This is a genomic window from Caulobacter sp. 1776, assembly GCF_040545685.1.
Taxonomy (GTDB): Bacteria; Pseudomonadota; Alphaproteobacteria; order Caulobacterales; family Caulobacteraceae; genus Caulobacter.
On sequence record NZ_JBEPMI010000009.1, the window covers coordinates 85960 to 107292 of the forward strand.

At 71.8% G+C, this 21333-nt stretch carries 22 protein-coding genes and 3 pseudogenes; 7 read left to right on the forward strand and 18 right to left on the reverse strand.

What is annotated here, in order from left to right; translation table 11 throughout:
• Positions 1–40: 40 nt before the first annotated feature.
• Together ABIC66_RS22850 and ABIC66_RS22855 are read right to left on the reverse strand one after the other, a co-directional pair.
• Positions 41–3751: a baseplate multidomain protein megatron gene (locus ABIC66_RS22850; RefSeq protein WP_354073437.1), complete on the reverse strand. Its 3711-nt coding sequence runs from the start codon at positions 3749–3751 to the stop codon at positions 41–43.
• 146 nt (positions 3752–3897) lie between these two features.
• Positions 3898–4308 (reverse strand): annotated as a pseudogene (locus tag ABIC66_RS22855) (NlpC/P60 family protein); the annotation flags it as partial.
• On the opposite strand from ABIC66_RS22855, the pseudogene ABIC66_RS24295 reads away from it, so the two are divergent.
• A pseudogene (locus ABIC66_RS24295) lies at positions 4303–4371 on the forward strand (hypothetical protein); the annotation flags it as partial. The pseudogenes ABIC66_RS22855 and ABIC66_RS24295 overlap by 6 nt on opposite strands.
• Before the next feature lie 65 nt (positions 4372–4436).
• On the opposite strand, the gene ABIC66_RS22860 reads toward ABIC66_RS24295, so the two are convergent.
• Together ABIC66_RS22860 and ABIC66_RS22865 are read right to left on the reverse strand one after the other, a co-directional pair.
• The gene (locus tag ABIC66_RS22860) at positions 4437–5063 is read right to left on the reverse strand and encodes a phage/gene transfer agent baseplate hub protein (protein ID WP_354073439.1); all 627 of its coding nucleotides are present in this window, start codon (positions 5061–5063) and stop codon (positions 4437–4439) included.
• Positions 5063–5695 (reverse strand): phage distal tail protein, Rcc01695 family, encoded by a 633-nt coding sequence (locus tag ABIC66_RS22865; RefSeq protein WP_354073441.1) that lies wholly within the window; start codon positions 5693–5695, stop codon positions 5063–5065. The genes ABIC66_RS22860 and ABIC66_RS22865 overlap by 1 nt, the downstream gene beginning before the upstream one ends.
• A gap of 160 nt (positions 5696–5855) precedes the next feature.
• Here ABIC66_RS22865 and ABIC66_RS22870 point away from each other — a divergent pair, with 160 nt between their 5' ends.
• A complete protein-coding gene (locus ABIC66_RS22870) occupies positions 5856–6320 on the forward strand; it encodes a DUF805 domain-containing protein (RefSeq protein ID WP_354073443.1) in 465 nt (154 codons plus the stop codon).
• A 150-nt stretch (positions 6321–6470) separates the two neighbouring features.
• On the opposite strand, the gene ABIC66_RS22875 is transcribed toward ABIC66_RS22870, so the two are convergent.
• The 10 genes and pseudogenes from ABIC66_RS22875 to ABIC66_RS22920 all read right to left on the reverse strand — a co-directional run bounded on the left by ABIC66_RS22875 (position 6471) and on the right by ABIC66_RS22920 (position 12167).
• Positions 6471–6974 (reverse strand): phage tail tape measure protein, encoded by a 504-nt coding sequence (locus ABIC66_RS22875; RefSeq protein ID WP_354073445.1) that lies wholly within the window; start codon positions 6972–6974, stop codon positions 6471–6473.
• A complete protein-coding gene (locus tag ABIC66_RS22880) occupies positions 6964–7146 on the reverse strand; it encodes a phage tail assembly chaperone (RefSeq protein ID WP_354073447.1) in 183 nt (60 codons plus the stop codon). The genes ABIC66_RS22875 and ABIC66_RS22880 overlap by 11 nt, the downstream gene beginning before the upstream one ends.
• Entirely contained in the window at positions 7143–7427 is a 285-nt protein-coding gene (locus ABIC66_RS22885; protein WP_354073449.1) for a GTA-gp10 family protein, read from the reverse strand. Before ABIC66_RS22885 ends, ABIC66_RS22880 begins: the two co-directional genes overlap by 4 nt.
• Positions 7428–7563: 136 nt before the next feature.
• Positions 7564–7974, reverse strand: a complete 411-nt coding sequence (locus ABIC66_RS22890) for a phage major tail protein, TP901-1 family (protein ID WP_354073451.1) — start codon at positions 7972–7974, stop codon at positions 7564–7566.
• A gap of 13 nt (positions 7975–7987) precedes the next feature.
• A complete protein-coding gene (locus ABIC66_RS22895; protein WP_354073453.1) occupies positions 7988–8386 on the reverse strand; it encodes a DUF3168 domain-containing protein in 399 nt (132 codons plus the stop codon).
• Positions 8383–8652, reverse strand: coding sequence for a head-tail connector protein (locus tag ABIC66_RS22900; protein ID WP_354073455.1), 270 nt, complete (start codon positions 8650–8652; stop codon positions 8383–8385). The genes ABIC66_RS22895 and ABIC66_RS22900 overlap by 4 nt, the downstream gene beginning before the upstream one ends.
• A gap of 164 nt (positions 8653–8816) precedes the next feature.
• A complete protein-coding gene (locus ABIC66_RS22905) occupies positions 8817–10043 on the reverse strand; it encodes a phage major capsid protein (RefSeq protein WP_354073457.1) in 1227 nt (408 codons plus the stop codon).
• Positions 10044–10223: 180 nt separating this feature from the next.
• On the reverse strand, positions 10224–10628 hold the full coding sequence (locus tag ABIC66_RS22910) for an HK97 family phage prohead protease (protein WP_354073459.1): 405 nt from the start codon (positions 10626–10628) through the stop codon (positions 10224–10226).
• A complete protein-coding gene (locus tag ABIC66_RS22915) occupies positions 10625–10885 on the reverse strand; it encodes a hypothetical protein (RefSeq protein WP_354073461.1) in 261 nt (86 codons plus the stop codon). Before ABIC66_RS22915 ends, ABIC66_RS22910 begins: the two co-directional genes overlap by 4 nt.
• Positions 10882–12167, reverse strand: a pseudogene (locus ABIC66_RS22920) (phage portal protein). The gene ABIC66_RS22915 and the pseudogene ABIC66_RS22920 overlap by 4 nt, the downstream one beginning before the upstream one ends.
• Between ABIC66_RS22920 and ABIC66_RS22925 the strand changes: the two are divergent.
• Positions 12139–12555, forward strand: a complete 417-nt coding sequence (locus tag ABIC66_RS22925) for an endonuclease domain-containing protein (protein WP_354073463.1) — start codon at positions 12139–12141, stop codon at positions 12553–12555. The pseudogene ABIC66_RS22920 and the gene ABIC66_RS22925 overlap by 29 nt on opposite strands.
• On the opposite strand, the gene ABIC66_RS22930 is transcribed toward ABIC66_RS22925, so the two are convergent.
• On the reverse strand, positions 12552–13892 hold the full coding sequence (locus ABIC66_RS22930) for a DNA-packaging protein (RefSeq protein WP_502910401.1): 1341 nt from the start codon (positions 13890–13892) through the stop codon (positions 12552–12554). The two genes, ABIC66_RS22925 and ABIC66_RS22930, sit on opposite strands and share 4 nt — an antisense overlap.
• A gap of 438 nt (positions 13893–14330) precedes the next feature.
• Between ABIC66_RS22930 and ABIC66_RS22935 the strand changes: the two genes are divergently transcribed.
• Complete coding sequence (locus ABIC66_RS22935) at positions 14331–15089, forward strand: SDR family NAD(P)-dependent oxidoreductase (RefSeq protein WP_354073465.1); 759 nt, start codon at positions 14331–14333, stop codon at positions 15087–15089.
• A 103-nt stretch (positions 15090–15192) separates the two neighbouring features.
• On the opposite strand, the gene ABIC66_RS22940 is transcribed toward ABIC66_RS22935, so the two are convergent.
• On the reverse strand, positions 15193–16092 hold the full coding sequence (locus ABIC66_RS22940; protein WP_354073467.1) for an oxygenase MpaB family protein: 900 nt from the start codon (positions 16090–16092) through the stop codon (positions 15193–15195).
• A gap of 119 nt (positions 16093–16211) precedes the next feature.
• Between ABIC66_RS22940 and ABIC66_RS22945 the strand changes: the two genes are divergently transcribed.
• The 3 genes from ABIC66_RS22945 to ABIC66_RS22955 all read left to right on the forward strand — a co-directional run bounded on the left by ABIC66_RS22945 (position 16212) and on the right by ABIC66_RS22955 (position 18799).
• The gene (locus ABIC66_RS22945) at positions 16212–17795 is read left to right on the forward strand and encodes an aldehyde dehydrogenase (NADP(+)) (RefSeq protein ID WP_354073469.1); all 1584 of its coding nucleotides are present in this window, start codon (positions 16212–16214) and stop codon (positions 17793–17795) included.
• Positions 17796–17990: 195 nt separating this feature from the next.
• Positions 17991–18329: an ArsR/SmtB family transcription factor gene (locus tag ABIC66_RS22950; protein WP_354073471.1), complete on the forward strand. Its 339-nt coding sequence runs from the start codon at positions 17991–17993 to the stop codon at positions 18327–18329.
• Positions 18326–18799, forward strand: a complete 474-nt coding sequence (locus tag ABIC66_RS22955; RefSeq protein ID WP_354073473.1) for an SRPBCC family protein — start codon at positions 18326–18328, stop codon at positions 18797–18799. The genes ABIC66_RS22950 and ABIC66_RS22955 overlap by 4 nt, the downstream gene beginning before the upstream one ends.
• Positions 18800–18936: 137 nt before the next feature.
• Here the strand turns inward: ABIC66_RS22955 and ABIC66_RS22960 are convergent, their stop codons facing one another.
• Entirely contained in the window at positions 18937–19368 is a 432-nt protein-coding gene (locus tag ABIC66_RS22960) for a c-type cytochrome (protein WP_354073475.1), read from the reverse strand.
• A gap of 2 nt (positions 19369–19370) precedes the next feature.
• A complete protein-coding gene (locus ABIC66_RS22965) occupies positions 19371–20966 on the reverse strand; it encodes an NAD(P)/FAD-dependent oxidoreductase (protein WP_354073477.1) in 1596 nt (531 codons plus the stop codon).
• Between the last annotated feature and the right edge of the window lie 367 nt (positions 20967–21333).

The following is a 21333-nucleotide window of genomic DNA, read 5'->3' on the forward strand; positions in this document are numbered from 1 at the left end:
ACGTCCAGAGCGGCGCGCAAGGGTCTATGTGGCTAATTTATCACATACCTGATGTCACAGGGGCTCCCCAACCATACAACGACGAGCCTTGGACGACCTCGATCCGCGCCGCGACCGACGGCGTGTCGGCGGCGCGCATGGCGGCGGTGTAGACGAAGGCCGGCGTCTCGACCTCGGCCTCGCGCAGCACCAGGGGCCCGTCCAGCACCCGTACGCGATAGCGCTCGACGCCTTCGCCCAGCGGGACCTCGCCCGCCCAGACGTCGCCGCCGATCCGAGCGCGGCGGATCCAGGACACGTGGAGATCGCCGCCGATCAGCCGTTGGCGCAGGTGGGCGGGGGCGAGCGGACGCAGGGCGCGGCCGGTCCAGACGGCGGCAATCTGGCTCATCGCCGGACCCGAGGGCGGGCCGCCCGCCGGCGCGGCGCGGACGCTCAGCGGCGCGCCGCGCTCGAAGGCCGCGACGCTCATCGGGATCACCGCCTCGTCCAGCAACACCACCGGCGCGCCGGCCGGGATCACGACCTCGCCGGCCATGCCGTCGCGCTGGCCGCGCAACAGGCCCGACAGCGTCCAGACGTCCGGCGCGATCAGTTCGGCGGCCTGGAAGGCGATCACCTCCCAGTCGCCGGACGGCGCCCGGACGGCCAAGGCGTTCTCGCCGGCCAGCACGGCGGCCAGCGGCGCGGACGACAGGCTCAGCCCCTCCATCCGCACCGTCAGGCTGGACCGGTCCAGGCGATGCGGCGAGGCCGGCGCCAGGTCGGTCATCGTCTGGCCCAGGGTGGCGGGCGCGGCGAGGCGGGCGCGGACCGTCAGGGTCTCGACGCCCGCGCCGGCGTGAACGTCCAGCGGTCGCCACGGCTCGCCGGCCGCCGCGACCAGGGGCCGGGCGTCGTCGGCGCCAAATTCTCCAAAGGGTGTCCCGTCCGAGGGCAGGTCCAGCACGTACAGCACCGGCGGCGCGGCCGGCTCGCGCGGCGGGGCCGGGCTCCAGTCGACGCCGCCACCGACGCCGTAGCCGATCAGCGCCGGGACCAGGGTGGCGCGCGGGCGCTCGTCGAGATCCAGGCGCAGCACCCGCCAGGTCGCGCCTTCGAACGCCAGCCGGTCGCCGGCCTCGAGGCGCAGCGCGGCCGAAGGCGACAGGCGCACGATCCGCGCGCGCCGCGCCGCCTCGTCGGCGGCCAGCATCCGGCGGGCGACCGCCTCGGCCTCCGAGGCCGCCAGCACGATCGGCGCGTCGGCGTCACGGGTCCCCTGCCCCGTCTCGCGCCGCACGACCAGCGCTCCGACCTGATAGTCGCGGGCGGCGTCGAGAAAGCGCAGCCGCAGGGCCTCGGCGGCCGGGTCTAGGGCGCGGGTCTCGGTCTCGCCCGGCCCGTCGTCGGGCCGCGCCAGGTCGTCGCCGCCCAACGTCGCCACCGGGCGTCCCGAGCGGCTCAGCATCCTCACGTGGTCGCCGCGCTCGGCCGGGTCCAGGGCGAAGGCCTCGGTCAGCGGCGCCAACGCGTCGCGCAGCCGCATCGGCCGGTCGACGACATAGCCGCCCACCGCCCCGCCCGCCTCGCCAGGATCGATCGTCACGCCGGCGCGCGCGCCCAGGGCCTGGATCAGCTCGGGCAGCGGCGCGATCCCGGCCCGGCCGGTCAGCCAGTGGCCCAGCACCCAGTTGCCCCCGTCGCCCCAGACGTCGGCGCGGGCGGGGAAGTCGGGGAACGGCCGGGCGTCCCAGCACCAGGCGCTGGCCGCCTCGATCATCGGCCCGTCATAGCTGGGCGAGACCGGATTGGCGGTCGGATCGGCCAGCCAGGCCAGCACCGCCTCCAGATAGCGCCGCTGGCCGAAGTCGTCGCGCTCGCCGGTCGAATAGGGCGGCAGGAAGCTCTCCGAACTCTTGGGATCGACGAACAGGTTGGGCGAATTGGCGCCCTTGTCGACGGCCGGGCAGCCGAACTCGGTCAGGCGGATCGGCTTGGATCTCGGGATCCAGGCCGTCGGCGTCGCCGAGCGCACGCCGCCCGGACGGTCGTAGTGCGGATTGCTCCACCACGATTTGAGGTCCTTGGCCCGGAACATCCAGGCCTCGCCATGGGCGCCGTCGGTGATCGGACTGCGGGCCTGAGCGTCGCGGGCCGCCGGGCTGGCGTAGTACCAGTCGAAGTTCTCGCCGCCCGTCAGGCCGGCGCGCAGATAGGCGGGGTCGTGCGGACCCAGGAACCCAGCGACGGCGTCCAGATGCGTCTCGCCCGCGCGCCAGTCGGTGACCGGCGGGTACCAGTCGACGCCGACGAAATCGATATTGGGATCGGCCCACAGCGGGTCGAGGTGGAAGACGGCATGGCCGCCGCCAGGTTGATGACCGAAATACTCGCTCCAGTCGGCCGCGTAGCCGAGCTTGGTCGAGGGACCGACCACGGCTCGCACCTCGGCGGCCAAGGCCTTCAGCTTGGCCACCGCGGGATATGTCCCGCCCGGGCCGCGCACGGTGGTCAGGCCCCGCAGCTCCGAGCCCAGCACGAAGCCGTCGACCCCGCCGGCCTGGGCCGCCAGGCCGGCTTGGTGCAGCACCATGCGGCGCAGGCCCCAGGTCCCGTCGAAGAAGGCGTTGACCTGGGTCGTGGCGGCGGCGGTCCCGTCGCTGCCCGTGTCGCAGGTGATCCGGCCGCGCCAGGGATAGGCGGCCTGGCCGGCCGGCGGGTCCATCAGGATGAACGGGTACAGCGTCACCTTCAGCCCGCGCCGCTTCAGCTCGGCGATGGCCTGCAGCACCACCGCGTCGGCCGGCGTGCCGCCATAGGCCGGGGCCCCGTCCTTCAGCGAGATCAGGTGCGCGCCGCCGCGATCGGCGCCGGCCACGCTCCAGGCGAACGGCAAGGTGTCCTTGGCCGCCTGCTCGACTCCGGGCCGGATCTGGCACTGGCCGCAGCGCAGGTCGGTCCCGAACCAGGCGACGACCAGGGTCACATGGTCGACGTTCGGCAGCTGGGCCTGCAGCTGGTCCAGCGCCACCACCAGGTCGGGCCGGCCCTCGGCGTTGTGGACGCTCTCCGAAGCGGTGCGGGTCAGGCCCTCGCGGCGCAGCACCGCCTCGGTGGCGTAGACGAACTCGCCCGCGCCGGGGATCAGGCAGACGCCCTTCAGGCGCTCCTCCAGGCCCACGGTCCCGGGCGCGCGCGGCCGGCGAAAGACTTCGAACGACAGCTGCGGCGGGCGGTTGCCGTAGGCCTCCAGCGGCAGGTCCTCGAACACCACATAGGCCACGCCGCGATACGCCGGGGCCGCGCCCTCGATGGCGGCGATCAGCGGATCGGGAAGCTGGTCCTCGGTCCCGCGATGCACGCGCATCGTCGCAGCCGAAAGCTCCATGACCTTGCCGTCGGCCCAGACCCGGCCGATCCCGTCGATCGGCCCCTCGGCGACGGCCACGGCGAACGACAGGCTGTAGGCGTAGCTGGTGGTCTTCTGGCCCTTGGAGCCGCCGACCCGGCCTTCGATCCGGCGCTCACGGAATCGCGCGGCCCAGATCACCTGGCCGCCGACCCGCGCGCGACCGAACACGCAAGGCAGCGCCGCGCCCTCGGCCGCCCCGGTCAGGCGCAGTTCGGGGATGCGCGGGCCCAGCGGGCGGGCGGGGCCGAGGGCCGAGAACGCCGCCTGATCGACCAGGCCGCCGATCACCGCGCCGGCCACGGCTCCGAACGGCCCGCCGATCGCCGAACCGACGCTGGAGAGGATGACTTGGGCCATATGAGTTCCTTTTTTTCCGCTCTTCCCGGCGAAAGCCGGGACCCAGATCGAACCCACGAGCGCCTTTGGTCCGGCGCCGCCGCTGGGCGCGAACACGTCTGACTCTCCGGATGAATCTGGGCCCCGGCGTTCGCCGGGGAGAGCGGTTATTGTTGCGGAGGAGGAAACCTGAACACGGCGACGCACCGCTCGCGCCACCAGCGGCCCAGCACGCTCTCGACGCAGGCCCGGCCCCAATAGGCGTGGATCATGCGGTCGGGGCCGGACTGGATCGCGCAGTGCTTGGCGACCGCGCCGGCGACCATGCGGAAGACCAGGACGTCGCCAGGCTGCGCCGCGTCGAGCGAGATGGGGATGAGCCAGCGGCTGAAGGCCTCCAGCAGCAGCTCGCGCCCGCTGGTCTCGGCCCAGTCGGGGCGATAGGGCGGCGGGACTTCGGGCTCGGCCCCATGCAGCGCGCGCCAGACGCCGCGGACGAGGCCCAGGCAGTCGCAACCGGCGCCGAGGGCGGAGGCCTGGTGGCGATAGGGGGTGCCGAGCCAGGGGCGGGTGTGGGCGAGGATGCGGCAGGCCCCCTCCACCGCCGTTCGGCGGTCCCTCTCCCCCAGAGGGGGAGGAGAGATCCCTCTCCGCCCGCCTTTGGGGGCGGACGACCTCGCGCAAGCGAGGTCAGGTGGGGGGAGACTCACCGCCTTCCTCCATCGTTCCGCTCGCCCTCGACGGGGTACAGCGTCAGGAAGTCCTCGCCGGGGCTGGTCGGGAAGCCTCGGAAGTTCACGCCGTTGGCGAACGTCCCGACACAGGTCGCCCAGCGCTTGTCGCAGGTCGCGTCGGGCGGCACGACGATCCCGCAGCGCGCATCGCCCAGCCGCGCGTCGCACAGCCGGGTAAAGGTCCGGCCCGCCACGCGGTCCAGTTCGGCCAGCGGCCCGGCCAGGGTGGCGGTGAAGGCCTGGCCTTCGCGGCTGACCGCCGCGATCGTCGCGGTCCACAGCCGCACCAGCCGCGACGGCGCGCTCCAGTCGACCTGAAGCATAGCCACCTTGGCCCCGTCATAGAGGCCGGCCGCCAGGTCGCCTTCCGTGATTCCCGCGTCGTCCAGCACGCCCAGGGCCGCGCCCTGGCCCGGCGCATAGCCGGCGGCGGTCTCGCGGGCGCCCGGGCTCCAGCCGCCGCCCGCGCGGCAGGTCACGCCGTCGACCACCAGGTCGCGGTCGTGATCGGTGAAGCCCAGCGTCACGCCGTCGGCCCGGGTGACGATCCAGACCTGGCACAGGCGCGCGGCGTCCAGCCCTTCCGGCAGGGCGCGCATCAGACCCGCACCTCGACCAGGGCGCAGGCGGCCACGCGGCCGGCGGCGAAGCCTTCCAGGGTGACGTCCAGCCGGTCGAGGTCGAAGCGCACCGGCGTGTCGAACTCGAAGCCCGCCGTCACCGCCGCCCCGGCGGCCGGGGCGGCGGTCAGGGTGACGAGGCCGGTCGTGGCATCGACCGTGAAGCCGCCGGCCGCCAGGGTCACGCCGGCCACCGCGACCTTGACGGTCCCAGCCACCGGCTTGGCGATCGGCCGGACCACCACCTCGGGGCCCGTCCCGTAGGTCTTGGAGAGCTGAAAGACCTTGCGCGTCCCGTCGCCGGTCCCGATCGCCTGGTCGCTGGCCGCCGGCTGGGCCGAGGGAAGGCAGGACTTGCAGTCGGCCGGGTCACGGAAGCGGAAACCGGTCAGCCGCCCCCGCCGGGCCTCGAAGAAGGAAACGAGCTCGGCCACCTCGTCCAGCGGCCGGGCGGCGGTGGCGATCAGATAGCGGCGACGGCCCAGCGCCCAGGGGCTGGTCCGCCGCTCGAAGCCCGAGGCCAGGGTGACGATCTCGGTGCGCCGCTCGACGCCGCCGGTGCAGCCGAACGCCAGGCGCGCGGGCAGGCGCGCCTCATGGAAGTCGCTCATCGCGATGACCTCTTGGGAATTTGGCGAAAAGGTTTGCGGAAATTTGACGGAAAGCGGAGCCGTTGGGCGGCGATCGCCATTAAGTCTGCGTCATGACCCGCTTTTCACTTCATCCGCGGGTCGTCGGGCCCTACCTATGAGCCTGAGATTGGAGAAGACGATGGATTGGAAGACCCTGTTCCTGTCGCCGGAAGGCCGCATCGGCCGCCAGGCGTTCTGGATCGGCTGGCTCGTCCTGCTGGGCGTCAACGTCGCCGTGGGGTGGGTCCCGCTGGTCGGCCACGTGATCGCCCTGGCGACGATCTATTCCAGCGTCTGCATCCATACCAAGCGGCTGCACGACATGGGTCAGACCGGCTGGTGGCAGGTGCTGCCGTGGGTGTTCGGTCCGGTCCTGATCATGGGCTCGGCCCTGTCGATCGGCGTCTTGCCGGCCATCGCGGCCCTGACCCACGGCGAGCCCGAGATCTCGGCCCTGGCGGCCCTGGGCGGCTTCGCGGTCTCGTGCTTCATCGCCTTCGCCATCTGGCTGGCCTTCACCCTGTGGGTCGGCTGCAGCAGCGGTCAGATCGGCGAGAACAAGTACGGTTCGGTCCCGCCGAACACGGCGGCGGTGGCGTTGTAGATCAGGAAAACACCCCCTCCGTCTCGTCGCGTATTCGCGCCGATCCACCTCCCCCGCTACGCAGGGGAGGAGGGTTTCCTCCTCACCCGTGAAACGGGGGAGGTGGCGCGCTGCGGATACGCAGCGTGACGGAGGGGGCGCTCCCGACGTTCAAAGCTTCCGCGCCCCCAGACTCACCGCCCGCGCCAAGGCCTGCGCCAGCTGCGCGTCCGAGCGAACCAGGCCGCCGACCTCGCCGCCCTGGACGTTGACGGTCACCGAGACCCCGCCGCTTCCGACCGGCTCGATGCTGCCCGCGCCATGGGGGCGGAACACCTCCGGCCCCCGCTCGCCGACCAGATAGCTTCCGCCCGGCAGCACCGGACCGCCATCGGCCCTCGCGCCCGAGAAACGCTTCGACAGCGACTCGGTCAGGGTTCCCTTCAACGCCGCCCCGGCCGCGCCCAGCACGGCGCGGGCCAGCTCGCCCAGCGATACCTGGCCGTCCGAGGCGGCGCGGGCCAGCGAGCGCGCCAGGGACGCGCCAGCGCGGGCGAAAGCGTCGTCGATCGAGCGCGCGGCGCGCTCGGCGGGCGCCTTCAGGGCGTCCAGGGCGGCGGCGGCCTCGGCGGCGCGGGCCGGGACAGCGGAAAGGCCATCGGGTTCAAAGCTCATTGGGCTCCTCGTCGGGATAGCGGGCGATCAGGGCGGCGAGGCCGGCGCGGGTCAGGACGGGGGCCGACGGGGCCTGCGTCAGCGCCCGCCACTCCATCAGCGACAGACGCCAGAAGGCCTCGGGCGCCATGCCCAGCCGGACAGCCAGCCGCAGTGGGTCGGCCCAACTCACGCGCAGGCCGCCAGGGCCGCGGCCAAGGCGGACGCGGCCTCCGGAACCGTGGCGCGGCCGGCGATCTCCGGCGCCTCGCCGCCGCCGTCCAGCAGGGCGGCCAGCACGGCGGTCAGGTCCTGGGCGCCGAGCGTGGCGATGCGGTCAGGCAGCTGGGACCAGTCGGACAGGCCCAGCGCGGCCTCGATCCGCGCCAGGGCGCCCAGGGTCAGGCACAGCCTGCGCGGCGCGCCGGCCAGGGCGACGACGACCTCGCCGCGGGCGGGGTTGGGGGGAAGCATGTTTGATTTCCTTTCTACTGGCCCCCTCCGCGCTGCGCGCTCCTCCCCCGGAGGGGGAAGAAGGTCACCTTCCGCCCCTTCCGGGGGCGGACGACCGCGAAGCGGTCAGGTGGGGGCAAGTGACCGGGTCGGACGACTAGATCGCCGCGAACGTCACCGCCCCGGCGCTGGCCAGGCTCAGCGCGAACGCGGCCTCGCCGTCGTGCTCGCCGGCGTATTCCAGGGCCGCGATGATGAACGGCCCTTCCAGCTGGCCGAAGTCCGGCACGATCAGACGCCAGGTGCGGGCCGACTGGTCGAAGAAGCTCTGGCGCGCATGGGCGTCGGCGGCGGCGTCGCGAAAGACGCCCGAGCCCGAGACGGCCACCGAGCGCACCCCGGCCCCGGCCAGCAGCTCGCGCCAGCGGCCGGCGCTGTCACTGTCGGTGGCGTCGATGGTCTTGGCGTTGAGGCTGATGGTCCGGGCGCGCAGGCCCGCGATGGTGACGAAGCTCGAGGCCCCGTCGCTGATCTTCAGCAGGATGTCCTTGCCGGCTTGGGCGGCCATGTCCGTGTTCCTTCTAGGGGGCTTCGGTCACCGCCCGCACGCGGACGACGCCCAGGGTGGTTTCGCGATCGGCGCCGGCGAAGACGTCGGCATAGGGGACGCGCAGATTGACGAGGCGGCGGCCGCTCAGCGCCGGGCGCGCGTCGTGCAGGGCCGCGCGGACGGCGGCGACCAGGGCGCGGGCCTCCTCCGGACCGCCGAACCGGCTGGCGCAGGTCAGGGTCAGCAGGTGCTCGATGGATTCCCCGTCGACGCCGCCCACGGCCCGCCCCTCCGAGCGGGTGACGACGACACAGGGATAGGTCGGCAGGCGCGGCGCGGCCGCGTGGATCCGCTGGCCGGCGATGGCGGTGACGGCCGGCGCGGCCTTCAAGCTCGCGACCAGGGCGTCGATCAGGGGCTTGTCGGTCACAGCCGGGCCTTTCGATAGGGCGTCAGCCACGGCTCGACGAGGGACAGCGAGGGCTCTCCGGCGTCGCGGTGCTCGTAGGCGTGGGCGACCAGGGTCAGGACCGCCAAGCGCAGCGGCGCGGGACTGGTCGGGGCCAGGGCGGCCCCGGCGGCGGCCGCGACGCGGGCCTCGGCGGCGTCGATCAGCAGGGTGAGGACGGCGTCGTCCGACGTGTCGGGCGCGCGCAGGAACGCCCGGGCCTCGGCCAAGGTGAGGGATTGGGGCATTTGGGGTTTCCTAAAAAGGACGCCCCCTCCGTCACGGCGCGTATTCGCGCCGCGCCACCTCCCCCGCTTCGCGAGGGAGGAGAGAGGGCTTCATCCTCCCCCGTGCAACGGGGGAGGTGGATCGCCGCGGATACGCGGCGAGACGGAGGGGGCGCTTGGCCGACCTAGCTCGCGGCGAACTTCAGCAGCTTCACCGCGTCGAAGTTCTGCACCCCGCCGCCGACCCGCTTGGTGGTGTAGAACAGCACGTGCGGCTTGGCCGAGTACGGGTCGCGCAGCACGCGCACGCCGGCGCGGTCGACGATCAGATAGCCCTTCTCGAAGTCGCCGAACGCCACCGGGCAAGTGTTGGCGGCGACGTCGGGCATGGCCTCGATCTCGGTGACCGGGAAGCCGAGCAGGGACGCCGACTGGCCCGGCTGCAGGGCCGCGTTCCAGATGTAGTTGCCCTGCGCGTCCTTGAACTTGCGCACCGCGCTGACCGTGCGGCGGTTCATCACGAAGCGGCCGTTCTGGCGGTACTGGGTCTTGGCCGCGTAGATCAGGTCGATCAGCTTGTCGGTGGGATTGCTGGCCGGCCAGCCGCCCGCGACGCCAGTGGCCAGATAGCCGACCTGGCCCCACGCGTACGACGCGTCCGGCGCGGCGGTGTAGCTCAGCAGGCCCTTGGGCTTGTTGACCCCGTCGCCGGTCACGAAGGCCGAGGTTTCCTGGGCGGCGAAGGCGTCCTGCACCTCCTCGGCCAGCCACTCGTCGATGCTGACATAGGCGTCGTCCAGCAGGGCCTGGGTGGCGGCAGGGCTGGCGTACAGCTCACCGGCCGGGAAGTCGATCACGTCCAGGGTCGGAGCGGTCGTCTCCGGCCGGGCGGCGGTCTCGGCCACCCAGGCTGCGGCCAGGCCCGTCGGCGACACCGGCTTGCGGAAGGTCCCGGCGCCGATCGTGCGGACCTGGCAGATCTCGCGCATCGGGCTGGTGGCGGCCAGGCGACGCAGGATCAGCCGCTCCAGCTCCGGCGGGGCGACATAGCCGCCGGCGGTGGACGTACCCTCCGACAGGCCCTTGGCCTCGAGCAGCGCGGCGGGCGTTTCACCGGTCTTCACATAGCGGTCGAAGGCGGCCTTGCGCTCGTCGACCACGTGCGCCAGCGGCGCATCGGCCGAAAGCGAAGGCCTGCGCAGGTCGGCCATCAACCGGTCGAGGCGCGTCTGGGCCTGGGCGACGGCGTCGTCGATGCGGCCGACCTTCTCTTCCAGCAGGACATCGGCCCGCTTGGTCTCGATGGCGGCCAGCCGCTGGTCGTTGGCGGCCTTGAAGCTCTCGAACGCCGTCAAGACGTCCGCCAGCGCCGCGCGGGCCTCGGGCGAGGCCGCGTGTTTGGTTTCCTTCATGGGGATCTCCGGAAAAGCCCCTCCCCCTCGATGGGGGAGGGGTTGGGGTGGGGGTGATGCGGCGGTGGCCGCGCCCCGAGTTGCGGATGGAGGTCGCGGCGCCGGGCGGGGGGACTTTCCCGAACCGCCGCGTCACCCCCATCCCCGCCCTTCCCCCATCGAGGGGAAGGGAGTTCCGTGTCAGCCGATCCGCAGCCGCGCGGCCGGCAGCATCGGAAAAGTAACGATCGACACCTCCCAGAGGTCCACGCGGCTCAGTACGCGTAAGCGGTCCTGGGTGCGGGCCTTCACCTGGCGGAAGCCGATCGACAGGCCGTCCAGGGCGCCGGCCTCGACCAGCGCCGCGACCAGTCTTCCTCTGGGAGTCGCGCGCAAGATTCGCCCGCGCACGAACAGTCCCTTGGCGTCCTCGGCGACGTCATCCCAGATCCCGACCGGCTCGGCCTCGTCATGCTGGTGCAGCATCTTCACCGGCGCGCCGGCGGCCAGGCTGTCGGCGAAGGCGCCGGCGGCGGTGACGTCGTCGTTGAGGTCGCGGGTCCAGAACAGGGAGGCGTAGCCTTCGATCCTCAGGTCATCGCTCATCGGCTCCGCTCCAGCTTGGCTTCGATGCGGTCCAGCGACTGCCGCGTGGCGGTCGCCTGCTCTTCCAGCCGGGCTAGGCGTTCGGCCACCGGGGCCTGGGCCTCAAGGCGGCGCTGCATGTCGTCGATTCGCGCCGAGGCCTTGCCGGCCCACAGCAGGGCGGCGGCGGCCTGCACGAACAGGGCGACCAGGACGGCGGCCGAGACCTGGCGGTCCAGGCGCCAGCGCCCAATGGGATTTTCTTCGGGCGCGCTCAATGCTCCAGCCCCGCCAGCCGCCGGCGCTCGGCGTCGGTCAGGAAGCTGGCCGCCTGCAGCCGGCCCCATAGGGCGTCGCGCTCGGCCGATAGGGCCGGGACGGCGTCGAGGTCGGGGGCGATCCGCGTGCCGGGGATCTTGGCGGCCAGCCAGCCGGTCAGCGCCCGCGCCGCCCGTTCGGCCAGCGGGATCACCGTGCCGCGCCAGAAGGCGGCGTTGGCCTCGCGATAGTTGGCGTAGGTATTGTCGCCGGGAATACCAAGGAGCTGCGGCGGGACGCCGAACGCCAGGGCGATCTCGCGGGCGGCGGCGTGCTTGCCGTCGGTGAAGTCCATCTCGGCCGGGGTCAGCGACATGGCCCGCCAGTCCAACCCACCCTCCAGCAGCAGCGGCCGCCCGGCGTTGGCGGTCCCAGAATGGACGGTCGCCAGCTCGGTCTTCAGGCGGTCGAACTGCTCGTCGGACAAGCGGTCGCCGGCGTCCTTGCTGGAATAGACCAGGGCCCCGGACGGCCGCGCCGAATTGTCCAGCAGCGCCTTGTTCCAGGCGCTGGAGGCGTTGTGCACGTCGATCGCGAACGCCGCCGCTTCCAGCGGCGAGAAGCCGTAGTGGTCGTTCGTCGGGTTGAACAGCTTCAGGTGCAGCACCGGCAGCCAGCCGTCGGCGTCGCGGGCGAGGCGCACCGTGCGGCCGGCGGCCTGGTAGTCGTAGGCCAGCGGCCAGCCGCGCGGTCCAGGGACCACGGTCATCCGGTCGGGGCGCAGGGCGTAGAGTTCGGTCGGCGCCCCCTCGCCGGCGGCTTCCAGATAGGCGTTGCCGGCCACCTGCAGGCCGCCGAAGAACGCCTCCATCAGATCGGGCCCGCCCTGCTCCGGATTGGGCCGGTCCAGCAGGCGCTTCAGCGGATGGTCGTCCGCCCGGCGCCCGTCGACGAACACCGCCAGCGGCGCCGACGCGGCGGCCTCGGCGATCATCCGCACGCAGCGATAGGCGACGGGATTCTTGGCGAAGCCCTCCGCCGCGAGCGCCGCGTAGTCCCGCGGCGTCCACTGCGGCCGCCCTCCGGTGGTCAAGGCGATCAGGCGCGCCGCGCGGGAGTCCTTGCGCTCCGGCGGACGGGGTTTGAACAGGGCCATGGGGGCTCCCGAGGTTGAGAACGAATAGGGAACAAGCTAGGGTGGCGAAACCCACCCTCTTCCCCCTCCGGGGGAGGAGGGCCGCAGGCCCGGAGGGGGCAAGTCAGGGAAGTCGCGATGCCAGCGCCGAAGACGACCGTCGCCAATGCACGACGCCTCAGGAAGGAAATGTCCAAGCCGGAGATGAACCTCTGGCGCGCCCTGAGACGCGGCGGTCTCGATGGCTTGAAGTTCCGCCGCCAGCACCCGATCGGGCCGTATGTGCTCGACTTCTATTGCGCGTCGTTGTGCCTGGCCGTCGAGCTGGACGGCTATGACCACTGCATTGGGTCACGACCTCGGCGCGATCAACGACGCGATCAGTGGTTGTTGGATCGAGGTGTCCGGACGCTGAGAATTCCCGCGCAATACGTCATGACGTCGGTGGACAGCGTGCTCTCGGCGATCCGGGAACACATCGCTCACTTGCCCCCTCCGGATGCTGCGCATCCTCCTCCCCCGGAGGGGGAAGAGGGTCGGACATCGACCGCCTAGAGACTTCGCAGCCTCGGCGCACTCCGCCCGCCCAGCATCAATTCACTCACCGCCCAGACCAGCGCGTCGGCCCGGTCGGGGCTGTGTTCGAGGTCGCCGGAGCCCAGCGCCATCAGTTCCTCCTCCAGCGCGACGAAGGCGCCGCAGTGGAGGACGCGGCCTTGTTCGTACAAAGCCGCCACGGGTTCGGCGCGGGCGCGCTTGCCGATGCTCGCGCGAACTAGCTTCACCCGGCACGGCGGATCGGCCTGCGCGAGCACTGAGCGGACCATGTCGCCGCCCTGGTTGGCCTCGGCCACCAGGGCGTCGGCGGTCCAGGCTCGGGCGGCGGCCACGGCCCGCGCCGCCCAGCCGGCGGGCGACAGGCCCCGCGCGGTCTCGTCGGCCAGCACGAAGGCCCGGTCGTCGCGGCGGCCCACGACCACGATCCCGCAGGCGTCGCCGGTCGCGGTGGCCGGCGGATCCACCGCCACGGCCACCCGGTCGAACCGCGCCGGCCGCGCGGCCCGGCACCGCGCCAGGTCCTCGGCGCGGAACAGGCCGCCGTCGGTCTCGACGATGACGCCGTCCAGCTCCTGGGCGGCCAGGCGCGTGCCGCCATAGAGACTCTCCAGCGTCCGCAGGAAGGCGGGCGCCAGGTTGCCGGCATTGGCGACGGTGCCGGCCCGGGTCACCTCCACGCCGGGCTCGGCGATCAGGGCCTTGAGGGCGCGGATCGGGCGCGGCGTCGAGGTGATCGCCAGGCGCGGGGCCTCGCCCAGCCGCAGGCCGAAGCGCAGCATGGCCAGGGTCTCTGACGGCTTGGGCCAGGCGCAGAACTCGTCGGCCCAGGCGGCGTGGAACTGGGGCCCGCGCAGGCTATCCGGGTCCTCGGCCGAGAAGGCGTAGGCGGTGGCGCCATTGGGCCAGACCAGGCGCCGGCGAGAGGCCTCCCAGCGGGGGCGGAACATGGGCCCGCCCATGGACTTCAGGCCCGACGGTCCCTCGATCATCACCTCGCGCACGTCGTGCAGCGTGGGTCCGACCAGGGCGAGGTTCGGATAGGCCAGGGCGTTCCAGGTGATCCAGCGCGCGCCGGCGAAGGTCTTGCCCGCGCCGCGCCCGCCCAGCATCAGCCAGGTGGCCCAGGGCTTGTGCTCCGGTGACTGCTGGTGCTCCAGCGGCTCAGCCAGGATCGCGCTGAGCAGGCGCTGCTGGTCCATCGGCTCCAGCCCCGCCGTCGCCTCCGCCATCAGCCTGATCAGCTCGGCGCTTTTTCTCGACGAGATCAGCGACGCGAGCGAAGCGGGCGACAAGAGCGGCTTGAAGCTCTTCGGGGTCGTCCGGGATGTCGGCATGCATGGAGGCCTCGTCTTCGTCGTCCGCCTCGTCGGCGGCGGGTTTGGTTTTCAGCTCGGAAACCATGGTCGCCACCGCCTTGACCGAGCGGGCGAAGACCCCACAGGTGCGGGCCTCCTTCTCGATCTGGGCGATTTCGGCGGGGTCCTTGGTCTTTTCGAGCCGGGTGTGTAGGGCGTCCATCCGCCCCATGAGCTTGGTCTGCAGCCTCGCGCTCCAGTCCCTCGGCTCGTCGCTTCTTCCGGCCATGACACAAAGATACGGCGCCAGCGGGCGCGGATCATTCAGACCCGCGTAAAAGTGACAAGTGATTGATTTTGGCCGACTCCATTTCGTGAACGCCGGGGATTGAGCGGTCTCAATCCCCGTACTTTCGGCCGGAGGCGGCTCGACAGGCCCGCCCTCCCCGGCCACGGTCGCGAAAAAAGGGAGCGACCATGACCGACCAGATCCTGAACGACCGGACCGTACTGATCACCGGGGCCTCGTCCGGCATCGGGGCGCACCTGGCCCGCCGGGCCGCCGCCGCCGGGGCGCGGGTCGCGGTGGCCGCCCGCCGCGCCGACCGGCTGGAGGCCCTGGTCGCGGAACTCGGCCCGAACGCGGCGGCCTTCGCCATGGACGTCGAGGACGAGGCTTCGGTCATCGCCGCCTATGACGCGATCGAGACCAGGCTGGGCGTGCCGGACGCGGTGATCGCCAACGCCGGCATCAGCATCCAGGGCATGGCGCTGGACCTCGCCGTCGAGGACTTCGACAAGGTGATGGGCGTCAACACCCGGGGCGTCTTCCTGACCGCCCGCGAGGGCGCGCGGCGGATGATCCGGGCCGGGTCGGAGGCCAGCCAGCGCGGCCGGATCGTGCTGGTCGCCTCGATCGGGGCGCACAAGGTGCTGCCGGGCCTGACGGCCTACTGCACGTCCAAGGCCGCCGCCGCCATGCTGGGCAAGAGCCTGGCCCGCGAGTGGATCCGCAAGGGGATCAACGTCAACGTCCTCTGTCCCGGCTACATCAAGACCGAGCTGAACAGCGACTGGTTCGACAGCGAGGGCGGGGCCAGGCTGGTGGCGGGCTTCCCGAGGCGGCGGCTGATGGACGAGGACGACCTCACCGCGACGGCGCTCTACCTGTGCTCCGACGCGGCGCGGGCGGTGACCGGCAGCGTGTTCACGGTGGACGACGGGCAGTCGCTGTAGGGATTGGTTGCCCCCTCCGCGCCTGCGGCGCTCCTCCCCCGGAGGGGGAAGAGGGATCGCGCGCCTTCCGCCCCCTCCGGGGGCGGACGACCTGCGCAGCAGGTCAGGTGGGGGCCAGCGGTGCTCGCCGATACAGCCACTCCCCCGGCAGACCCATTCGCACCGACGCCTCGTACGGCGGCGCGCCCGGGATCGGCGTGCGGTCGGCGAGCCGGGCCGCCGCGCGGATCACCGGCAGCTCCAGCGGCCGGGGCAGCCATTCGCGCCCCAGGCCCAGCACGTCCCGCACCTGCTCCGGAACCAGCCCCACCGCCGCCCGGATCAGCGGGTGCTGGATGCGGCTCAGCGGGCCGGCGATCCGCACGGCGCGCATCAGCGCCAGGAACTCCAGCACGATCTCCGAGCGCTCGAGCCCGGGCAGCACGGCCGCCAGCTGGGCCTCCCAGGCCGCCTCGGAGGTCGGCGCGCCCACGGCGCCGTAGAGCCGCGCGGCCGGAACGGCCTCGGCGTAGAGACGGTCGCGGTCCTCTTGCGACAGCGGCTGGACCAGGGCGTGATAGGCGGTCAGGAACCCGAAACTGGCCGTGGCCTGCACCCAGTCCAGCAGCTCGACGTCATCGGCCTGATAGGCGGTCCCGTCCGGCGTGACGCCGCCGACCCGGGCATGCTGGCGGCCGACCCCGGCGATCATCGCCTCGGCCGTCGAGCGCGCGCCATAGACCGTGACCATGGCCGCCAGGCCGGTGCGCTTCAGCCGGGTCAGGGGATCGATCCGGAACGACGAGTGCTCCCAAACCCCGGTCCGCACCCGGGGCTCGGCCAGCTCCAGGATCACCGCCGTCACGCCGCCGACGAACAGCGACACCGGGTTCTTGAAGATCCGCCACGACACCGAATCCGGGGCGGCCAGCGCCGGCTCGCCGGGCGGGTGGGCGAAATCGACGCGCGGACCGCCCGGAATCTCGAACAAGGCCTTGGCGGCGTCGGCGAAACGGGCTTTCAAGGGCGCCTCCGGCGAAGGGGTCTCCCACCTTAAACGCTCCGCGCCGGGCCGCGCGCATGGACTTGTCATGTTAGCGCTCCCATTTATGCGGCCACAACACATCTTGCAGGACGACCAACGTGCATCTGACGGGCGAGCTTCTGATCGGCGGCCAAGGCCGCAAGGGAACCAACGGCGAGATCAAGGGGATCAATCCCGCGACCGGCGAGACCCTGGAGCCGGCATTCGGCGGCGCGACCAAGGCCGATGTCGACCAGGCCGCCGCCCTGGCGGCCGAGGCGTTCGGGCCCTATCGCGCCCTGCCCTACGAGACCCGCGCCACCTTCCTGGAGGCCATCGCCGAGCACATCGAGGCGATCGGCGATGACCTGATCGTCCGGGTCATGGCCGAGACCGGCCTCCCGCGCCCGCGCCTGGAGGGCGAGCGCGCCCGCACCACCGGCCAGCTGCGCCTGTTCGCCAGCGTGCTGCGCGACGGCGGCTTCCTGGAGGCCCGCATCGATCCGGCCCTGCCCGACCGCAAGCCGCTGCCGCGTCCGGACCTGCGCCTGCGCAACGTGCCGCTGGGCCCAGTGGCCGTGTTCGGGGCCAGCAACTTCCCGCTGGCCTTCTCGGTCGCCGGCGGCGACACCGCCTCGGCCCTGGCGGCCGGCTGCCCGGTCATCGTCAAGGCCCATCCCGCGCACCCCGGGACCTCGGAGCTGGTCGGCCGCGCCATCCAGGCCGCCGTGGCCTCGGTCGGCCTGCACCCGGGCGTGTTCTCGATGATCCACGACAGCGGCTACGAGGTCAGCCAGGCCCTGGTCGCCGATCCGCGCGTCAAGGCCGCCGGCTTCACCGGCTCGCGCCGCGGGGGCCTGGCCCTGGCCGCCATCGCCCAGGGCCGGCCCGAGCCGATCCCGTTCTACGCCGAGATGAGCAGCATCAACCCGGTCATCCTGCTGCCGGCCGCCCTGCGGGCCCGGGCCGAGAAGATCGCCCCGGACTTCGTGGCCGCCCTGACCCTGGGCGCGGGCCAGTTCTGCACCAATCCCGGCCTGATCCTGGCCATCGACGGCCCCGAGCTGGACGCCTTCGTCGCGGCCGCCGGCCAGGCGGTCGAGGCCGCCCCGGCCGCGGTCATGCTGACGCCGGGCATCTGCAAGGCCTTCGCCCACGGCGTCGCGGCCCTCTCCGAAGACAAGGCCGTTACCACCGTGGCGCGCGGCGTCCCGGGCCCGGACGGCAGCCACACCGGCCGCGCGGCCCTGTTCAGCGTCAAGGCCGCCGACTTCCTGGCCAATCCGCACCTGCACGAGGAGGTCTTCGGGGCCGCCTCGGTGGTGGTGCGCTGCGCCGACCAGGGCGAGCTGGCTAAGGTCATCGACGCCCTGGAAGGCCAGCTGACCATCGCCTTGCACCTGGAAGAGGCCGACCACGCCATCGCCGGCGCCCTGCTGCCGGCCCTGGAGCTGAAGGCGGGCCGCATCCTGGTCAACGGCTTCGGCACCGGCGTCGAGGTGGCCCACGCCATGGTCCACGGCGGCCCGTTCCCGGCCACCTCGGACGCCAAGGCGACCTCGGTCGGCACCCTGGCCATCGCCCGCTTCCTGCGTCCGGTGTCGTACCAGAACCTGCCCGAAGCGCTGCTGCCGGCCGAGCTGCGGACGGACAACCCGCTGGGCATCGCACGGCGGGTCGACGGGAAGGTGAAGCTGGGCTGATGACCATCCTTCCGCCCCCTCCGGGGGCGGACGACCGCGCATCGCGCGGTCAGGTGGGGGCAAGTGAGGTAAGACTCTCAGCGCTTGCCCCCTCCGCGCCTGCGGCGCTCCTCCCCCGGAGGGGGAAGACGGCGCGCGCGACCAAACACTTAAGCAATCACTTGACTATCGTCCCACCCCGCGATACTTAACCCCATGCCTAACCAACAGCCCTCGCTCGACCTGATGTTCCAGGCCCTCGCGGACCCCGCGCGGCGGAGCATGGTCGAGCGGCTCAGCCGGGGTCCCGCCTCGGTGAGCGAACTGGCCAGGCCGCTGGACATGTCGCTGCCGGCGGTCATGCAGCACCTGGCCATGCTGGAGGCGGGCGGGATCGTGGCGTCGGAGAAGATCGGCCGGGTGCGCACCTGCCGGATCAATCCCGACGTCCTCAGTCTCGCCGAGCAATGGATCAACCAGAGGCGCACCCAGTGGGAGCGACGCCTCGACCGCCTGGGAGACTTTCTGGCGGCCGAAGACGAGGAAGACAAATGACCGCCCACACCATCGCGGAAAGAAACGCCATCCACGCCACCTTCTGCGTCGAACGCGTCTACGCCGCCTCCCCCGCCCGGGTGTTTTCCGCCTTCGCCGACCCGGAGAAGAAGAAGCAGTGGTTCAAGGGTCCCGACGAATGGGGTCCGGCCGACCAGAAGTACGACTTCCGGGTCGGCGGCGAGGAGCACAGCATCGGGGGCCCGCCCGGCGAGCCGCCGCACCGGTTCTACAACCGCTATCTGCAGATCATCCCGAACGAGCGGATCGTCTACGCCTACTGGATGCACCACGGCGAACCGCTGGCCTCGGCCTCGATCGCGACCATCGAGTTCCGGCCCGAAGGCGCCAAGACCCGCGTGGTGATGACCGAGGTCGGGGTGTTCGTGGACGGCTACTACTCGGCCGAGGGCCGCGAGGAAGGCACGCAGTGGCTGCTGGAGAAGATCGCGCCGCTGGTGGAGGGGTAGCGTGTCACCTTCCGCCCCCTCCGGGGGCGGACGACCGCGTAGCGGTCAGGAGGGGGCAAGTGAGATCAGCGATCTCGATACTTGCCCCCTCCGCGCCTTTGGCGCTCCTCCCCCGGAGGGGGAAGAAGGCGTCCCCCTCAATGCCCTCCGACGCTCGGCGGCTTGGCCAGTTTCGCCACGTCCGCTTCCGTCACCGGCTTGGGATAGGTGTTGCCGAAGTGGGTGCGGACATAGGTGATCGCCTCGGCCATCTGGGCGTTGCTCAGGGTCCCGACGAAGCCCGGCATGGCGCCCTTGCCGCCGGTCACCACCATGATCGGATAGGCCGCTCCGGCCAGTTTCGGATTGGCGGCCAGGGCCGGAATGGTCCCCGCCCCGCTGGCGCCCTTGGCGTCGGCCATGTGGCAGGCCTGACAGACCGCGCCATAGACCTGCTCGCCGGTCACCGGCTTGGGAACCCGGACGATGCCGCCGCCCGTGTCGCCGCCCCCTGAAGGATTTTGGGTCGGAGTCTGGGCCATGGCCGGAAAGGCGATCAAGGCCGCCGTCAGTCCAACGATCATCCTCATCCTCAGGCCTCCAGCGCGCGCTTGTGCAGACGGGTGATGGCGTCGATGGACGACAGCAGCGCGCCTTCCATCCAGCAGCCGATATAGCTGGCGTGCTCGCCGGCCAGGACGATGCGGCGGTCCATGCCGACCAGGGTCTGGTAGTGCTCCTTGCGGGCGTCCTCGCTCCAGCGGGCGCAGCAGCCCAGGGTCCAGGGCACCCGGCTCCAGGCCACCGAAGCCCCGCTGGCGAACTCCTTGCGGTAGCTGGTCGGATGGATCACCGACCCCTGCGCCAGGGCCGCCTCGATCCGCTGCTCGGGCGTCATGCCGGCCAGCCGATAGGCCCCCATGTCGCGGGCGAAGGCCCCCAGCAGCACCGCCGGCCCGTCCTTGAACATGTTGTTGTTCGGATAGGAGATCAGGGCGATCTCCTGGTCGGTGAAGCTGTGGCCGCCGTAGATGAAGTCGTCCTCCTCCCAGAAGCGGCGCTTCATCTCGAGGCCGATCTTGACCTGGCCGGAATACGGGACCGCCTTGATGGCGGCCATCATCTCGTCGGTCACCTGCAGGTCGAGCTGGCCCAGGATGCCCAGCGGGATCGTGCAGACGCACCAGTCGGCCTTGGCGTCGGCGGCCTTGCCGGTGACGGTGTCGGTCCAGCTGACCACCACGCCCTTGTCGTCCTGGGCGATCTTCGAAACCTTGGCGTTGTAGGTCACCAGGCCCTCGACCTGCTTGGCGAAGGCCTTGCCGATCATGTCCATGCCGCCCACCGGCTGGAACATGGTGGTCTGCATCTCGTGGCCCATGAAGAAGGCCATCGAGGTCCAGACCTGCGGGTCCAGCACGTCGTGCAGGCTGTAGAGGTCCTTGGACGGGATCGGCGCGCCGTTCACCCCGCCGCCGCCTGGCCGTTCGTAGCCGCGGTGCGAGGCGGCGCGCAGGCTGGCCGAATATTTGTAGTCGTTGTCCAGCATACCCCAGCCCTTCAGGGCCTCCAGCAGCCGGTCGCGGTCTTCCTGCGTGACCGCGTCGTCCAACGCCTTGGCGTTGACCGACTTGGCCAGCAGCTCGGCGATATTGCCCTCGAAGTCGGCGGCGGCGGTGTTGAAGCGCACCGGCTTGCCGCCGAAGGCCTGGGACGAGTGGACCCAGCCCGAGTGGTTGAACTGGATGAACGGCTCCAGAGCCACGCCGAACTGCTTGCAGTAGTGCAGCAGGGTGCGGTGGTGGTGCGGGATCCGCCAAGGGCCGGGGTTCAGGTAGTTGCCGGGGGAGAAGCCGACCTTCTGGGTCGCGCCGCCCAGCTCGGTATAGGTATCGCCGCCCCGCAGCGACCAGTTGCGGCCGCCGGCCCGGTTCTGGAACTCCAGGATCTGGACCTGGTAGCCGGCCTTGCGCAGCTCGAACGCCGCCAACATGCCCGCCAGGCCCGCGCCCAGCACGATGACCTTGGCGCCCGGGCGCGCGCCCGAAAGGTTCGGCGGCCCGTGGAACTGGGTCTCGGCCGCATGGCCCAGCGTGGTCATCGCCTGATACAGCGCCGCCGTCCCGCCGACCTTGGCGATGGCGGACAGCAGCTGGCGCCGGGTTGGCGTCGTTACTCCGGATTGCATAAGCCCTATCCCCTACCGAACCGTCCCGGCTCGCGCGCGAGTCCGACGGTGTGGCGATAAGGTCCACGGGTGAGTGGGCGGCGGCGAGGCTTCACGGCGCGCGGGAGGCAGGTCATCCGCAACGCTCCGAATTATCGGCACAAGGAGGGTCAGGGTGCGCGCGAAGTGTGCAGGCGGGGGAGCGGCGACGAAAATCCCTCTCTCATAGAGAGAGGGAGGGGCCCGCCGCGAAGCGGTGGGAGGGTGAGAGGTTTCGCCCTCTCAAATCAGGGCTCTTTTCCCGCTCTCCCCGGCGAAAGCCGGGGTCCAGATCGAACCCAGGAGCGTTTGAGAATTTGATGACGGCGTAGGCGCGACCACTCCAGTC

Excerpts from the sequence above, each read along its gene's own strand:
- ABIC66_RS22885 (WP_354073449.1), bottom strand. The coding sequence starts at position 7,427 with ATGCTTCCCCCCAACCCCGCCCGCGGCGAGGTCGTCGTCGCCCTGGCC.
- ABIC66_RS22935 (WP_354073465.1), top strand. The coding sequence starts at position 14,331 with ATGACCGACCAGATCCTGAACGACCGGACCGTACTGATCACCGGGGCC.
- ABIC66_RS22875 (WP_354073445.1), bottom strand. The coding sequence starts at position 6,974 with ATGAGCTTTGAACCCGATGGCCTTTCCGCTGTCCCGGCCCGCGCCGCC.
- ABIC66_RS22865 (WP_354073441.1), bottom strand. The coding sequence starts at position 5,695 with ATGAGCGACTTCCATGAGGCGCGCCTGCCCGCGCGCCTGGCGTTCGGC.
- ABIC66_RS22965 (WP_354073477.1), bottom strand. The coding sequence starts at position 20,966 with ATGCAATCCGGAGTAACGACGCCAACCCGGCGCCAGCTGCTGTCCGCC.
- ABIC66_RS22850 (WP_354073437.1), bottom strand. The coding sequence starts at position 3,751 with ATGGCCCAAGTCATCCTCTCCAGCGTCGGTTCGGCGATCGGCGGGCCG.
- ABIC66_RS22925 (WP_354073463.1), top strand. The coding sequence starts at position 12,139 with ATGCCAGCGCCGAAGACGACCGTCGCCAATGCACGACGCCTCAGGAAG.
- ABIC66_RS22910 (WP_354073459.1), bottom strand. The coding sequence starts at position 10,628 with ATGAGCGATGACCTGAGGATCGAAGGCTACGCCTCCCTGTTCTGGACC.
- ABIC66_RS22930 (WP_502910401.1), bottom strand. The coding sequence starts at position 13,892 with ATGCCGACATCCCGGACGACCCCGAAGAGCTTCAAGCCGCTCTTGTCG.
- ABIC66_RS22890 (WP_354073451.1), bottom strand. The coding sequence starts at position 7,974 with ATGGCCGCCCAAGCCGGCAAGGACATCCTGCTGAAGATCAGCGACGGG.
- ABIC66_RS22955 (WP_354073473.1), top strand. The coding sequence starts at position 18,326 with ATGACCGCCCACACCATCGCGGAAAGAAACGCCATCCACGCCACCTTC.
- ABIC66_RS22870 (WP_354073443.1), top strand. The coding sequence starts at position 5,856 with ATGGATTGGAAGACCCTGTTCCTGTCGCCGGAAGGCCGCATCGGCCGC.
- ABIC66_RS22860 (WP_354073439.1), bottom strand. The coding sequence starts at position 5,063 with ATGCGCGCCCTGCCGGAAGGGCTGGACGCCGCGCGCCTGTGCCAGGTC.
- ABIC66_RS22950 (WP_354073471.1), top strand. The coding sequence starts at position 17,991 with ATGCCTAACCAACAGCCCTCGCTCGACCTGATGTTCCAGGCCCTCGCG.
- ABIC66_RS22900 (WP_354073455.1), bottom strand. The coding sequence starts at position 8,652 with ATGCCCCAATCCCTCACCTTGGCCGAGGCCCGGGCGTTCCTGCGCGCG.
- ABIC66_RS22905 (WP_354073457.1), bottom strand. The coding sequence starts at position 10,043 with ATGAAGGAAACCAAACACGCGGCCTCGCCCGAGGCCCGCGCGGCGCTG.
- ABIC66_RS22960 (WP_354073475.1), bottom strand. The coding sequence starts at position 19,368 with ATGAGGATGATCGTTGGACTGACGGCGGCCTTGATCGCCTTTCCGGCC.